General features: G+C 72.7%; 13 protein-coding genes. 3 read left to right on the top strand and 10 right to left on the bottom strand.

The features are described 5' to 3' along the window. Position 1 precedes the first annotated feature (1 nt). The 4 genes from OG386_RS13275 to OG386_RS46930 all read right to left on the bottom strand — a co-directional run bounded on the left by OG386_RS13275 (position 2) and on the right by OG386_RS46930 (position 4,665). Complete coding sequence (locus OG386_RS13275) at positions 2-1,192, bottom strand: hypothetical protein (protein ID WP_328788345.1); 1,191 nt, start codon at positions 1,190-1,192, stop codon at positions 2-4. Then, positions 1,186-3,936 carry a hypothetical protein gene (locus OG386_RS13270; protein ID WP_328788344.1) on the bottom strand — a complete coding sequence of 917 codons (2,751 nt, stop codon included), beginning with the start codon at positions 3,934-3,936 and terminating at the stop codon, positions 1,186-1,188. The genes OG386_RS13275 and OG386_RS13270 overlap by 7 nt, the downstream gene beginning before the upstream one ends. A gap of 109 nt (positions 3,937-4,045) precedes the next feature. Continuing rightward, on the bottom strand, positions 4,046-4,198 hold the full coding sequence (locus tag OG386_RS13265) for a thiazolylpeptide-type bacteriocin (protein ID WP_327382793.1): 153 nt from the start codon (positions 4,196-4,198) through the stop codon (positions 4,046-4,048). A 128-nt stretch (positions 4,199-4,326) separates the two neighbouring features. Continuing rightward, positions 4,327-4,665, bottom strand: coding sequence for a hypothetical protein (locus OG386_RS46930; RefSeq protein WP_405789029.1), 339 nt, complete (start codon positions 4,663-4,665; stop codon positions 4,327-4,329). Positions 4,666-5,152: 487 nt separating this feature from the next. On the opposite strand from OG386_RS46930, the gene OG386_RS13255 reads away from it, so the two are divergent. Next, positions 5,153-5,344: a hypothetical protein gene (locus OG386_RS13255; protein ID WP_328788343.1), complete on the top strand. Its 192-nt coding sequence runs from the start codon at positions 5,153-5,155 to the stop codon at positions 5,342-5,344. Positions 5,345-5,595: 251 nt separating this feature from the next. Here the strand turns inward: OG386_RS13255 and OG386_RS13250 are convergent, their stop codons facing one another. The 5 genes from OG386_RS13250 to OG386_RS13230 form a co-directional block, all read right to left on the bottom strand. Continuing rightward, positions 5,596-6,786 carry a cytochrome P450 family protein gene (locus tag OG386_RS13250; protein WP_328788342.1) on the bottom strand — a complete coding sequence of 397 codons (1,191 nt, stop codon included), beginning with the start codon at positions 6,784-6,786 and terminating at the stop codon, positions 5,596-5,598. After that, positions 6,783-7,973, bottom strand: a complete 1,191-nt coding sequence (locus OG386_RS13245; protein ID WP_328788341.1) for an MAB_1171c family putative transporter — start codon at positions 7,971-7,973, stop codon at positions 6,783-6,785. Before OG386_RS13245 ends, OG386_RS13250 begins: the two co-directional genes overlap by 4 nt. Beyond that, positions 7,970-8,497 (bottom strand): regulator component, encoded by a 528-nt coding sequence (locus tag OG386_RS13240; RefSeq protein ID WP_328788340.1) that lies wholly within the window; start codon positions 8,495-8,497, stop codon positions 7,970-7,972. Before OG386_RS13240 ends, OG386_RS13245 begins: the two co-directional genes overlap by 4 nt. Before the next feature lie 245 nt (positions 8,498-8,742). After that, the gene (locus tag OG386_RS13235; RefSeq protein WP_328788339.1) at positions 8,743-9,198 is read right to left on the bottom strand and encodes a helix-turn-helix domain-containing protein; all 456 of its coding nucleotides are present in this window, start codon (positions 9,196-9,198) and stop codon (positions 8,743-8,745) included. Between the two features lie 389 nt (positions 9,199-9,587). Continuing rightward, positions 9,588-10,076, bottom strand: coding sequence for an NUDIX domain-containing protein (locus tag OG386_RS13230; RefSeq protein WP_328793242.1), 489 nt, complete (start codon positions 10,074-10,076; stop codon positions 9,588-9,590). Positions 10,077-10,454: 378 nt separating this feature from the next. Between OG386_RS13230 and OG386_RS13225 the strand changes: the two genes are divergently transcribed. Then, the gene (locus tag OG386_RS13225; protein WP_328793241.1) at positions 10,455-10,688 is read left to right on the top strand and encodes an aldo/keto reductase; all 234 of its coding nucleotides are present in this window, start codon (positions 10,455-10,457) and stop codon (positions 10,686-10,688) included. A gap of 51 nt (positions 10,689-10,739) precedes the next feature. On the opposite strand, the gene OG386_RS13220 is transcribed toward OG386_RS13225, so the two are convergent. After that, positions 10,740-11,390: a TetR/AcrR family transcriptional regulator gene (locus tag OG386_RS13220; protein ID WP_328788338.1), complete on the bottom strand. Its 651-nt coding sequence runs from the start codon at positions 11,388-11,390 to the stop codon at positions 10,740-10,742. A gap of 102 nt (positions 11,391-11,492) precedes the next feature. On the opposite strand from OG386_RS13220, the gene OG386_RS13215 reads away from it, so the two are divergent. Continuing rightward, entirely contained in the window at positions 11,493-13,241 is a 1,749-nt protein-coding gene (locus OG386_RS13215; protein WP_328788337.1) for an MFS transporter, read from the top strand. Positions 13,242-13,554: the final 313 nt, after the last annotated feature.

The following is a 13,554-nucleotide window of genomic DNA, read 5'->3' as shown; positions in this document are numbered from 1 at the left end:
GTCAGGAGGGCCTCGCTGTGAGTCGGTCCTGCCAGGTCTCGCCGAGCCGCTCGTCGACGGCGTGGGCCAGGCAGTGGCAGTACAGGTATCGGTTGATCGGAGTGACGCCGAGCCATTGCAGGGCCTCGTAGAGCCAGTTCACGAGCACGCGGTACGCCTGGAAGGCCGGCGGTGTGCGCTCGCCGAAGCCCAGTTCGGCGAGCCGCCGGTGGAAGGCGCTCGGTGCACTGTCGGTGTCCGGACGACCCGCGTCCGGACGACCCGCGTCCGGACGACCCGCGTCCGGACGACCCGCGTCCGGACGACCCGCGTCCGGACGACCCGCGTCCGGACGACCCGCGTCCGGACGACCCGCGTCCGGACGACCCGCGTCCGGGCCACCCGCGTCCGGGCCACCCGCGTGCGGGTCTGCCTCGGCGGGGCCGACCCGGCCCCCGAGCACGTCCTCCAGGTCCCCGTGCAGCCGCGGGTCGAGCAGTTCGGCGAGCGCGGTGGCGCAGGCGGCGTACCCGGGTAGCTCCTCGGGCCGGTACAGGGCGCTGTCGACCAGCTGCCCGGTCTGCGGCGCGTACCGCTGCGCCGCGGCGGCGAAACGGGCCCGCAGTTCTTCGCCGTCGGTCCGGGAGGCGAGGAACGCCTCGGTGTGGGAGCGGAACGACAGGGATCCGAACCGCGCGCCCCCGGGGTACGAGGCCGCCAGCGCCGCCATCCAGCGCAGCGCGGTGCCGGGGGCCCTGGACCGCGCGGCCGCCGGGTCTGCGGGCAGCAGGCCCGCCAGCTCACGGGCGAGCGCGGTCAGGAACCGGTGCCGCACGACCTGCACCGGGCCCGGTACCACGGCGTCGGTGGACACGAGCACCGACCCGTGCGGGTGGGGCAACTCGTGGCGGACCGCCACGCCCTCGGCCCGGGCGAGTGCGCCGGCCCGGCGCGCGTACTCCTCGGGCGTCCAGGCACGGCCGTGTCCGGCAGCGGCGGAGAGCCGTCGGCGGGCCCGTGCCAGGACGTCGGCGGCAGGGGCCGCGTGGCCCAGGTGCAGGGCCAGGTGGGGGCCGCCGTCCCAGTGCCGGGTCGGGAAGCACACGTCCAGCGCCGGGTCGGCGGCGAGACCGGCGACCAGGGGCAGCGCCCCCTCGGTGAGCAGCGGCAGCGTGTCGGAACGGTAGTCGTGGACGCGCAGGGTCGTCAGCACGCGGAGCCCTCCTCGTGGCCGGCAGGGGTACCGGGACCGGCGCTTCGACCGGCCTCGGGCCCGAAGGCGGCGTCGGCGCGGGGCGTGTCCGCCTCGGCCAGGTCGAACTCGTAGACCGCCTCGCGCACGTGGTGGCCCGCCACCGGTCCGGGCAGGCACTCCTCCAGGTACGGATGGGTGAAGTCGGCGGCGTCCTTGGCGAAGGAGGCCAGGCCCAGCACACCGGCCGTGTCCACGTAGCGGGGCTTGGGCTGGGACACGGGGCGGGAGGTGACGTCGGGCACGAGCGCCTCGTCGCGCTCCCATTCCGGCAGCTGTTTGACGAAGAACCGTGCGGGTAGGCCGTGTTCGGCCCGCAGCCGCACCAGCCGGTGCAGGTCGTCGGACGATCCCCGGTGGGTCCCGGTCAGGACGCCGGTGTCCGGCAGGTACCAGCGACGGCGCTGGAGCACCAGGTTGCCGTGGCGGAGCCGGGGTACGGCGATCACGCCGTCGGCGCCGGGACGGGCGCGCTCACGGAAGACGTGGTCGTAGGCGCACGCGATCACGCCCCCTCCTTGGAGCCACAGGGCGATCCGGCTCGGCGCGGGCATCAGGTCCCAGCGGGTGGAGCCGACGGTGATCGGGCGCAGGCCGCGCGGGGTCCGCCAGCGCAGTCGGCCGGCCCCGCCCTCGTCGACGAGGACGGCGCCCGCCCAGTCGTGCGCGGTCATCTCCTGGTCGAGGAGCGGGGGGTGACAGCCGGTGTTGAACCCGTGTGCGGCCCGGTCCTCGGCGACCGAGGGGCCCAGGACGCGGCGCAGCCGCGCGCGCAGGCCGGCGGTGGCGGTACCGCCGGCGGCGGTATCGGCCTCCAGGAACCGGGCTGCCGTGGCGCCGTAGCCCCCGAACCAGCCGTTGGCGGCCCACTGGCCGTCCGCGTACTGGGCCATCAGGGCGTACGAGGCGCCGTCCGGGTGGAGTCGGTCGGGCAGGGCGGCGGCCCAGGCCCTCAGGTGCTCGTCCTCGATGACGGCATCGACGCCGTCCCCCGCCGCGACGGCCGCCTCGAACAGGTCGGCCAGGTCCGCCAGCACGCGCCGCCGGAAGGTCCACAGGCCCACCGCCGCCGCCCGGCTGTCCGGGTCGAGCGGTGCGTCGGTGTCGCCGGCAGCGGCCGAAGTGGCGAGCCGGGCGGCTTCCGCGGCGAGGTTTTCGGCCTCGGCCACCAGCCGGACCGCCCCGCCGCGGGCGCGGACCGCGGCCTGGAGGCCGATGCGCAGGTCGGCCTTGAGGTCGAAGGCCCCGAGCACCGGCAGCAGGGCCGCCGCAGCCGCGGCCGGGGACGCCTCGGGTCCGGGGAGGGGCGGCAGCACGGCAACGGCGTCCTCGTACAGCTGCGGCGCCAGCGCGTCGGCGTGCGGCAGCCGGGCCGCCGCCGTGCGGAACCGGGCGTGCAGGGCGGGCCGGTCGGCCGCGGTGTCGGTGGCCAGGAGCGCGGTCGTCTCGGCCAGTTCCGCGACGACGGCGCGCAGACCGCCGTGATCGGCGCCGTCCTCGACCGCACCCCTTGTCCCTCCTGCCGCGGCCTCGGGCAGGGCGTCGTGACATGCCGTCAGGAAGTTCGGGTCCTGGTCGTCCACGGGCAGCGCGGATCCGAGCAGGCCGGCCCGGAGCGCCGCGCGCATGACCTGTTCGGCGCGGGCGGCCGGGCAGTCGAGGGCCTCGGCGAGCCGCCCGGCCACCTCCTCCCACGCGTGGACGCCGAACCGGGCGACGGCGGTGAGTTCGGTCAGTTCCCGGGCTCGACGCAGGGTCACCTTGCGGGGGCGGGGATGCGCCGGGGTGATGGCCATGAACGCCAGCTCGCCGGGTGCGGCCGGCAGCAGCGGAGCCAGACGCACGGGGCACCCGGGCCGCGGCGCGGGTTCCAGGGCGGACAGCAGGGCGCCGCGCTGGACCTCCACCGTGCGCAGCGCGACGGTGGGCGGCGCGGTCGCCCAGCGGGCGGCGGGCGACCCGGGATCGGGCGCAGGCCCCGCTTCGGGCGCAGGCCCCGGTTCGGGCGCCGGCCCTGCTTCGGGCGCAGGCCCCGGTTCGGGCGCCGGCCCTGCTTCGGGTGCAGGCCCCGCTTCGGGCATCGGCCGCGCTTCGGGCGCCGGCCCGTCCTCCGTGGCCGAGAGGGCGACCGCGGTGAACCGGGAGCGCGGGCTGGTCCGGGTCATGGCCCGCAACGCGTACGCGGTGATGCGCGGTTCGGACTTGCGGTCCGCCCGCGCGGCGTCGTCGCCGCCGGAGTCGGCGTACCGCCGGACGGCGGCGCCCAGGAAGGGGCTGATCAGCTCGACGGAGGAGGCGAGCTCCTCCTCGGCGCAGAGCAGGCTCAGCGCATGGCGCTCGTGGGCCTGGGCGGCCGCCCGGTCGTGCGCGACCTGCTCCAGCAGCGTGCGGTAGGCCTCGGCAGTCGCCTGCCAGTCCGAGACGGCCGGGACGGTCGCGGCGTCACCGCCGGAGGCCGCCGCGGGGAGCGGAGTGAGGGGCTTCTCACGGATCCTGCGGCGCACGCGCAGGTGCGCGGCGGGGGCGCCGACCGCGCCGGCCGACTCTGCGAGGGCACCGTCGGCGAGGCGTGCCGCAGCCAGGGTGCGGTCCGCGGCCGCGGCGAGACGGTCCCACGCGGCGGCGGTCTGCGGCCGTACGAGCGGGGTGTACGGCAGGGGGTTGACCCGTGTAGCAGCCGTGTCGGCCACGACGAATCGCCGCATGGCAGGCGGTGCCCTTCTGGCTTGCCCGGCCTACCGGAAGTGGGGCCCGGCCGGGAGTGGTTCCTGTCGGCTGGCACGCCGGGGGCCGTGACCGGCCCCCGGCGGCGAATCAGCTGCTGCTGCTGCAGCAGGAACAGCTGGCCCGACAGCACGAGGCTCCGTTGGAGGCCCCCATCACCGGCAGGCCGGTGGTGTCGGGCACATCCTCGATGGCGATCTCTTCGAGGGAGAACTCCTCGAAGTCGATGTCCAGAGCGTCCATGACGCCTCCTTGGATTCGTGGGCCCACGACCGGGTACGTCGAGGGTTCTCGACGACCGGCCGGTGACCGGTTCTTGTGGACAGATCACCGACGCTACGATCCGATGATCTTGGCGACCAATAGGCGTATCAGACATTCCGCTTCTGTCCGCAAAGGGCAGGGATCACCCGGTTTTCCGGGCCGTTAGGGCCTGGGTCTGGGTGATGCGAGGCGCCCGGGGATGGCTGAACTTCGCCGGAAATTTCTGGAATGATGCATGCCATTTCGGTCACCCGCTGGGGTCGATGAGGCGAGGCGCAACCGTCCGCGAAGGCCGCCTCGTTGACGTTCGCGGCGGTCGTGAGGACCTTGAGGGGGATGGCGCGTCCGTCGTAGGTCAGGTGGTGCTCGCTGCCCGCCTTCTGCCGGTCGACCGGCGGCGGATCGGTGTCGCGCCCCTTCTTCGCCCGGATGTGGGAGCCGTCCACGCAGGCCCTGGACCGGTCGAGCCGGCCGGGTGCTGCTCGACCTTGGGGGTCGCCTGATCGTCGAAACCCACCTTGAACTCCGTCGGGCCGAGAAGGGCAAGGTCCTCATGGCGAAGCGCAGGGAGGGCTCTGCGCATCGGGGGAGTCCTCGCCGCACGGGAAAGCGCTGCCGGTCGCTCAGATGGGAGCGACGGTTCAACACGCGCCGCCGGGCCTGGTCGACGACGTCGTCGCCTACCGAGCAGTCGTGCCAATTCGCTCACCAGTTCCTTATGCGGAATTGGCGACTCTGAGGATCTACCGTTTCGGATCGATAGGTGACTAGATCCGTCTAGTGCAGATGCATTATTTCTTGACCTTGCGAAGAATGAGTACTTTCAATTCTCGCACTTTCGCATCGTCGGTTTGCCCTATTCTCTGCCTGGGTCGGATCTGCGCCGACTTTCGTTTGTGGCCCATCGCCACCTACCCTCGAGAGAGGTGCTGCATGAGCGGAAGGTTCAACACCCAGGACAGCAATGAGAACGCCTGGGTCGGCGTGAACTCCGACGGCGTTCACCGAGACACCGGTGAACCGGTCGCCTCCGAGTTTCTCATCCAGGAAAAGGGAGAGGGCGGAGCGCACATCCACATCGGCTTCAATGAGAACGGCGATGAGATCTTCCGCGCCGAACGGTAAGGTCTACTCGTAGTGGAGAAGGGCTGGAATCCGGAAAAGAATCGGATTCTGGCCCTTCTCGCTTTCCCCGCGATCGCCCGCCGCGTCCCGGGCCCGCGGGGCCGGGAGATCCCGGTCTGGCGGCCGACACGGCTCGACGCCCGGTATCACCAGGCGCTGCGGCACGCCGAGGTGGTGCTCCCTGCGGGTTCCGCCGCCGCTGGGTGCGGCGGCGGGCAGCTCGTGTCGGCATCGTCGGGGGCAGTCGCGGGTCAGGCGAGGGTGAGGGGGAGGGCGGTCAGGCCGCGGGTGAGGCGCGTTTGGCGCCAGGACAGGGATTCTGCGGGGACGGCCAGGTGCGTGTCCGGGAAGCGGGTCACCAGGGTGCGGAGGGCGATCTCCGCCTCGGCCCGGGCCAGGGGGGCGCCCGGGCAGCGGTGGATGCCGTGCCCGAAGGAGAGGTGGGCGCCGGCGTCGCGGTCGAGGTCCAGGTGGTGCGGGTCCGGGAACGCGGACGGGTCGCGGTTCGCGGCTCCGGGGGCGATGAGCACCGGGAAGCCCGCCGGGATGTCGATCCCGCCGACGCTCAGGTCCTCCGTGCTGTGACGGAAGGTGGCCACGCTCACCGGGGAGTCGAAGCGGAGCAGTTCGTCGAGGGCGCCGGGGATCAGGTCCGGGTCCCGGCGCAGGCGGTCGAACGCCTCCGGGTGCCGGAGCAGGGCCAGGACGGCGTTGCCGATGAAGTGGGTGGTGGTCTCGTGGCCGGCGACCAGGAGGAGGGCGGCCAGGGAGACGGTCTCGTCCCGGTCGAGGCCGCCCTCGTCGCAGTCGCGCAGGAGGGAGCGGAGCGGGCCGTCGCCGGGGCTGGTGCGGGCCGTGTCGACGAGGTCGGTCAGGTAGTCCCCGATCCGGTGCGACGCGGCGTCGACGCGGTCGGTGTCGGTCGCGTCGAAGAGGGCGTGGGACCAGTCGGCGAGCGCGGCGCGGTCGGATTCCGGTACGCCGAGGAGTTCGCAGACGACGGTGACCGGCAGGGGCACCGCCAGGTCCGCCACCAGGTCGACGTCCGTGCCCGGTCGCCACGTGGCCATGAGGTCGTCCACGACCCGGGTGACGAACGGGCGCAGTTCCCGGACGCGGCCGGTCGTGAACAGCCGGGTCGCCACCCGTCGGTGGCGGGTGTGCGCCGGGGGGTCGCTCGCCAGCATGTTGCGGGAGATCGCCGGGTGCAGGTCGCGGTCCGAGGGTCGGTCGGCGAAGAAGCGGGCCGTGTCCTTGGACAGGCGGGGGTCGGTGAACGCCTCGCGGGCCTCGGAGTGGCCGGTGATCACGTACGCCTGGTGTCCGCCGGAGCCGGTGGGGATCCGCCTGACCGGGCAGCCTTCGCGCAACCGGTCGTAGGTGGGGTAGGGGTCGGCGAAGAAGCGCGGGTCGCGCAGCGGGTCCTGCCGCGGGGCGGTCACGAGGCCGCGCCCGTGTTCTCGGGTGCCGGGTGCTGTACGTAGGCGTTCGCCACGAGCAGCAGCCATGCGGTCTCCGCGGGGAGGTCGCCCTTGCGGGAGGCGGTGCCGGTGGCGGGCGGGGCCTCGTCGCCCTCGGGGACGACTCCTGCGTGCTTCGCGGCGACGGCCGCGGCGATGACCGCCGCTTCCACCCCGGCGTCGCCCTCCGGGGTGTCTGCCGTGCCCCGGCGGGCGACCTCGGCGGCCGCGGCGTCCCGTACCGATGCCTGACGGTACCGGCGCAGGGCCAGCACGCCGTCGTTGATCTCGATGACCCGGCGGTGCAGGTGGAAGTCGAGGTCGTGGGTGTCGGCGTCGGTGCTCCCCGGGTCGAGCACGACCTCGGGGACCGCCGAGGTGACCTCCCGCCACAGGGGTTCCAGCGCGGTGAACGAGCTCCGTTCCCAGCGGCGGCGGCGCAGTTGGCTCAGCGGCCACAGCAGGGCGGGGAGGGTGAGCCCGACGGTGATGAGGAGCACGGCGACGGCGGGCGCGCTCACGCTGAACGCGCAGCGGAAGGGGGTCAGGGGCGTCGAGCACCGGGCGTGGTCGGGTACGAGCCCCAGACCGAGGCCGATGGAGACCAGGGCGAAGAGCTTGTACGCGGCGTAGACGAGGGCGAAGCCACAGCCCACCGAGGTCGTGCGCAGGCCCCAGCGCTGGCTGCGTCGGGTCGAGCGCTTGGACTGGGCCCAGGTCTGCAGCAGGAAGTCCTTGGCCGTGTACCCCAGGAAGGAGATGTAGATGAGTACGTAGCACGCGTACAACGCCGGGTTGCGGCCCGTGAGTTGTTCGGCGGCGAAGAAGGCGGTCATGCCGGCGACGGAGATCGCGAGGGCGATGACGCGCAGTCGGATCTGCCGATGGGCCCGCTCGCGGTCCAGGTTGAGCTGGAAGAGGAAGGCGAGGACCGAGGTGGCCGCCGTCAGGGTGAAGGTGTTGCTGAGGAGCCGGGCGACGTGGGGGACCACCGATTCGACCGCGCGCTCCACGGCGGGGGCGTAGGAGGCGAAGGCGAGGGCGAACGAGGTCAGCAGCGCCGCCATCGCCCAGGCGCCCGTGGGGCGGTGTCCGCCGCGGCCCCGCACCCAATAGGCGGCGAAGCACAGCAGCACGACGGCCGTGCCCGTGAAGAGGATGTTGATCATTTCCGATCGCGCTTCTTCCTGTGTGGCTTGGCGAACAGCGCGTCCCAGCTCTCGGCGCCGCTGGCGGGCCGGCTCGACGGGCCTTCGCGTCCCCGGTACATGAGTTGTCGGATCACGCTGGCCATCACCTCGGCCTCGCGTTCGTCCTCGCTGGTGTAACTGGTCCGGCCGGACATGCGCTGCACGAGGGTGGGGTTGAACCCGATCGCGCGCAGGGTGTCCCGGTCCAGTTCGAGACTGCCGGGGTGGTCGCAGATGATGTGGCTGATCTCGTGGGCGAGGATGTGGTTCTGATGGAGGGGCGAGGTGGCCTCCTCGTAGAACAACAGGTCGGCGTCCGGGGTCTCCAGGCGGATTCCGCACGGAGCGTCCAAGGCGCCCAGGGTGCTCAGGGGGCGCAGGATGATGGGGCGTCCGCGTTGCTCGGCCACGGCGTCGCACAAGTCGCGGGTGCTGAAGCGGTGCGGGAGTCGAAGCGCCTCGACGCGTGCCTCACACGCGGCGCGAAGCTGCTCAAGGTCCATGTCCCCACTCTGGTAACGCCGTTCGGGGGCGTCAGGCCGTGGCGAACCGCCCCCCTGGAAGCCCGGTACGCGCGCCAATGTTGGCATGTTCGCGACCTTGTTCCGAGGGCGGGGTGCGGCCGCCGAGGCGCCGTGCGGACCGGGATGCCGGGCTTGTGCCGGGAAACGCCGGATGCCCCCCTGGCGATGAGCGGCCACAGAGGGGTGTCGTGTCGTCGGGCCCGGCGGGATCCGGAAGTGGCGACCTAGTCGTCCAGGTTCAGGCCCGGCGCGCTGTCGTTGGTGGTGAGCCCTTCGAGTTTCCGGGCCTGCTCGATCACGGTGGACAGCATCTTCAGGCTGTCGACGCTCAGGCCGTTGGCGCGCAGGGCCACCTTGCGGACGTCCTGGTCGCGCATGGCGGCGAGGAGGTCGATCTCGGCCTGGGTGCGTTCGGCCGTCGCGCTGTCGACGAAGTAGCCCGCCGGTACGCCGAAGAAGTCGGCCAGGGCCTTGATGGTGTGCCGCGTCGGGTTCCGTTTGGTGCCGGTGCGCAGTTGCTGGATGGCGCTCGCCGTCACCCCGCGTCCCTCTCCGGTCGCGGCCTTGCGGATTCCCTCGGCGACCTCCGCGTAGGTGTACGGCCCCCGGGACGGGGGGTGCACCTCGCGGAAGAGGTGGTCCAAGAGTTGGGCGAAGGTGGGCGACTGGTCAGCCTCCATGTACACGACCTCCTAGGCGTGATGCCGAGCCTATGCCCACCACAGTGTTTCTCGAAGCCCCTCGGGCCGGCACCGGCAATACTTTGGTTGACGCCGGACAGTCACTCTGGTGTACGTTACCAATGCTGCTTCGCCACTGAAGTGTCGAGGGGGTGGTGGCGGCGGCGCCGGCCGGGTCGGGGTTGAGCTTCACGGGGGTGAGCTCGGCCGACGGCCCGGAGCGCCGCGGCTACGTCGGACGGGTCCTATCCGGTCGGCGCGCGGCGACGCGGGGAGAAGTGCGGGCACGACGCCGCCCCGTTCGCCGACCGATGCGATCGGTCAGGGTTCGTGGACCGGGCCCGGCGGCCGTGTTCGCGCGGTCGTCGCGGCGACGGCTCGTTCGCCGATCAGGCCCGGGCGCCGCCGGCCCAAGGGCCGTCGGGAGCCGGCGCCGTCAGTACGTCGAGGAGCTGCGGCGGCTCGACCGGGTCGGGGAGGTCGCCCAACTCGTGCCACGGCACCCATCGGTGCTCCTGGAGTTGCTCGACCTCGTACTGTTCCATTCCGCCCGGGCGGACTTCGGGTGCCGAGGGGAGCAGGCACGGGAAGAAGGCTTCCTCTCCGGCGAAATCCACTCCGTTCCAACTCGGCTTCCGCGCGACGATGATGGAGCGCTCGCCGATGGGGGCGTCCCGGAGTCCGGCCTCCTCGTTCAGCTCCCGCCGGGCCGCAGCGAGCGGGTCCTCATCTGCCTCGATGCCGCCGCCCAGCGGCTCCCAGATGTGGTTCCCGGTTGCGGGATCGCGCCGGCGCAACAACAGGATCCGCCGGTCGGGATCAACGCACACGACACGTACGTACGGAGGGGCGGGGGGACTCCGTGCGGCACAGCGTATCCGGAGCCGCCGCGGGGTCCGGGGCGCGTGCGTCCACACCGCATTCTCCTGGGAACCGGCCCCGGTTCAGTGCCCGTCCGGAGCGCCTTCACCGTATCGGGGCCCCGGATGCCGGCCACGCGACGGAGGGGCCCGTGCCTCGTGGCACGGGCCCCTGACACGGGGCGACCGGGCCGGGATGTTCACCCTGTGCGCCCCGGCCGCCGCGGCCACGCAAGGCCCCGGCAGCCTCTCCGCGCTCCTGCTGGACCGGGACACCGCTCGCCCGTGAGCTGCGCATCCCCCTCGTGTCGAACCAGGTGCAGTACTCGCTGCTGTGGCGGGTGCCCGAGGCCGAGATCGTGCCGGTCTGCGCCGAGGAGGGCATGGGGGTTCGCGCTGGCCCGTGAGACGGGGCTGGCGACGGCCCAGCTCGCGCTGGCCTGGCTGCCGGGCCGGGACCTGGTGGCCACGGCGCTCGTCGGGGCCTCCCGCCCGGGGCAGTTGGAGGCGAGCGCCGGTGCCGTCGGCATCGAGCTGCCCGGGGACCTCGTCGAGCGGGTGGAAAAGGTGCTGGCACCCGTCGTCGTACGCGATTCCGCGCTGACGCGCAGCCCGGCCCGCAGGCCCTGACCGCGGGCCGGCTCAGAAGTCTGGTGGCTCCCGCCCGCGTGGGGCCGCGCCTCAGCGGATCGCGTACCCGCCGAAGCCGGACTCCAGCAGTCCGAAGGCCCGGACGGCCCGCGCACGGGCTTCAGGAAGGAGCGATACGGGGCTCTCGCCCTCGATCAGCCGCTGGAAGTTCTCGGTGACCAGGGTGCGTCGAATGCCGAGGGCGGCAGCTGCGAACACCCGGGCGTCCACGGCGCCCAGGCCGCCGGCCTCTTCGGCGAGGGCGTCGGCCAACGCCTGCTCGCGGTCGGCCTCGATGGCCAGGAGCCGGGCGTTCAGGGCGGGCGTGGTGAGGATCATCCGGACCAGCGGGGCGGCGGCCTCGTACATGCCCGCCTGGGGCGCGTGGGCGGCGAGGTCACGCAGGAAGGCGTCGCGCAGGGCATCCAGGGGCGTGGTGCCGGCGGGACGCTCACGGACCGCTCGGACCTCGTCACCGGTGTGCTCGGCCAGCGGGGCGAGGGCCAGGTCCTCCTTGGTCGGGAAGTAGTTGAAGACGGTGACCTTCGAGACGTCGGCCGCCTTGGCCACTTCGCCCACCGAGACGTTGTGGAAGCCGTCCCTCAGGAAGAGGTCGGCGGCGGCGCGGGAGATCGCGGTGCGGGTCTCCAACCGCTTGCGTTCGCGCAGGCCGAGCGGCGCGGTCGTGGTGTCTGCTGGCATGCCATCAATGTACCTGACTCGGACCAAATTTTGTCTTGATAAAAAATTTCACTCGGTCTAATTTTGTTCTCGGTTAAGTCCAAGACTGCGAGGGAGACCCCCATGGCCTCGACCACGATGCCCACCACGGAACAGCCCGCACGGGGTGGTTCACAGGGCCACTGGCTGCTCCTGTTCGTCCTGCTCGGCGCCAACTTCATGGACCTGCTGGACGGCTCCGTGATCAACGTGGCCATGCCGGCCATCCGCGCCGACCTCGGCGGCAGCTACACCGCCCTGCAGTGGATGGCCGCCGGTTACGCGCTGGCCTTCGCCATCCTGCTCGTCACCGGCGGCCGGCTCGGCGACATCTTCGGCCGCCGTCGTACCTTCCTCGCCGGTCTCGCCGCGTTCACCGCCATGTCCGCCCTGTGCGCAGCCGCGCAGAACCCCACCGAACTGATCGCGGCCCGCGTCCTGCAGGGCGCCTCGGCGGCGGTGATGGTGCCCCAGGTCCTCGCCCTCATCAAGAACGTCTTCCCGCCCGAGCAGCGGGCGGCGGCCTTCGGCGCCTCCGGCCCTTTCATGGGACTCGCCGCCGTGGGCGGCCCCGTGCTCGGCGGCGCGCTCGTGGACTGGGACCTCTTCGGCACGGGCTGGCGCTCCGTCTTCCTGCTGAACGTCCCCGTCGGCATCGCAGCTTTCGTCATCGCCCTGCGCATCCTTCCGGAGTCCCGCTCCCCGCGCCGCCCGGGCCTCGACACCGTCGGCATGCTGCTCGCCACGACCGGCCTGTTCCTCCTCGTCTACCCGCTGGTCCAGGGGCGCGAGCAGGGCTGGCCCGGCTGGATCCTGGCCATGCTTGCCGGCTCGGTGCCGGTCCTCGCCCTGTTCGCCTGGTACGAGGTCCGGCTGCAGCGCTCCGAGCGCACCCCGCTCGTCGAGATGAGCCTGCTGCACAGCCGCACCTTCGTCGTCGGCCTGTTCATCACCCTGGCCTTCTTCTGCGCCATGGCCGGCTACCTCATGGTCCTCGCGCTCCACCTGCAGATCGGCCTCGGATTCTCCGCCCTCAAGGCCGGCCTCACTGAGATGCCCTGGGCCGTCGGCGTCGCCTTCGGATCCGCCTGGTCCGGCATGGCCCTGGTGCCGCGCTACGGCGGCCGCGTCCTCAAGTGGGGGCTGTTCGCCCTGCTGATCGGCACCGCGGGCACCTGGCTGACGCTCCAGCTCGCCGGAAACGGCCTGAACCCCTGGGAACTGATCCCCTCCGGCCTCCTCTGCGGCACCGGCATGGGCTTCGTCCTCACCCCGCTCACCAGCCAGATCCTCGGCGGCGTCTCCGACCGTGAAGTCGGCTCCGCCTCCGGCCTCCTGAACGCCTTCGACCAGCTCGGCGGCACCCTCGGAGTGGCGGTCCTCGGTACCGTGTTCGTCGCACTGCTAGGAGTCCAGGCGGACCACGCGGCGGACGACTCCGTGCCCCGCGTGCGAGCCGTCGCCACGGCCTCCGATCAGGACGTCGGCCCGTTGCTCACCGACTTCCGGGCCTGTGTCCGCGAGCGGGTCGCCACGGACGAGGGTCGGTCGTCGGACGGGGACTGCGCCCGCCTGACGGGGCGTGGCGGGGACACCGCCGCCGTGGCCGGCCGAGAGGTGGAGAAGGCGGCGCAGACGGCGTTCACCGACTCCACCAAGACGATCACTTGGTTCTCCGGAGGCCTGATCCTCCTCGCCCTCCTGCTGGCCGGTCTGCTGCCGACGGCGATCCGGGACGAGGACTGGCGCACGGAGGAGGAGATCCTCGCCGAGCATGCCGCCGGGCAGGCGAAGGACGCCGAGAAGCCGGACAGCGCCGAGGCGGGCGCCTGACCCGCTCCCCGCGGGACGGGGCACGACCGCAGGGGCCCACGGCCGGTGCACGCGCCGGCCGTGGGCACCTCGCGCGTACCCGTCCCACACCCGTCCCGCGGCGCTCGCGCCCCGCATTCGGCTGCTGAAGGCACAGGGGGGACTGATCGGGGCCTGCCTGGAGGAGGCCGGACTGCAGGCCTCCGACATTCCGCGCGTCGCGTACATGAACACCGAGCGCGCGATGACCGAGGAGCGGTTGCTGGCCCCGCTCGGCCTGACGCTGGAGCAGTCGACGTGGGAGTTCGGCAGGGCAGCCGGCCACGTCTCGGCG

The organism is Streptomyces sp. NBC_00273, assembly GCF_036178145.1.
Classification (GTDB): domain Bacteria; phylum Actinomycetota; class Actinomycetes; order Streptomycetales; family Streptomycetaceae; genus Streptomyces.
This window is presented reverse-complemented; position numbering and strand designations above follow the sequence as displayed.

Coding starts and splice junctions, on each gene's coding strand:
- OG386_RS13270 (WP_328788344.1), bottom strand. CDS start 3,936: ATGCGGCGATTCGTCGTGGCCGACACGGCTGCTACACGGGTCAACCCC.
- OG386_RS13220 (WP_328788338.1), bottom strand. CDS start 11,390: ATGCCAGCAGACACCACGACCGCGCCGCTCGGCCTGCGCGAACGCAAG.
- OG386_RS13215 (WP_328788337.1), top strand. CDS start 11,493: ATGGCCTCGACCACGATGCCCACCACGGAACAGCCCGCACGGGGTGGT.
- OG386_RS13265 (WP_327382793.1), bottom strand. CDS start 4,198: ATGGACGCTCTGGACATCGACTTCGAGGAGTTCTCCCTCGAAGAGATC.
- OG386_RS13255 (WP_328788343.1), top strand. CDS start 5,153: ATGAGCGGAAGGTTCAACACCCAGGACAGCAATGAGAACGCCTGGGTC.
- OG386_RS13235 (WP_328788339.1), bottom strand. CDS start 9,198: ATGGAGGCTGACCAGTCGCCCACCTTCGCCCAACTCTTGGACCACCTC.
- OG386_RS13245 (WP_328788341.1), bottom strand. CDS start 7,973: ATGATCAACATCCTCTTCACGGGCACGGCCGTCGTGCTGCTGTGCTTC.
- OG386_RS13240 (WP_328788340.1), bottom strand. CDS start 8,497: ATGGACCTTGAGCAGCTTCGCGCCGCGTGTGAGGCACGCGTCGAGGCG.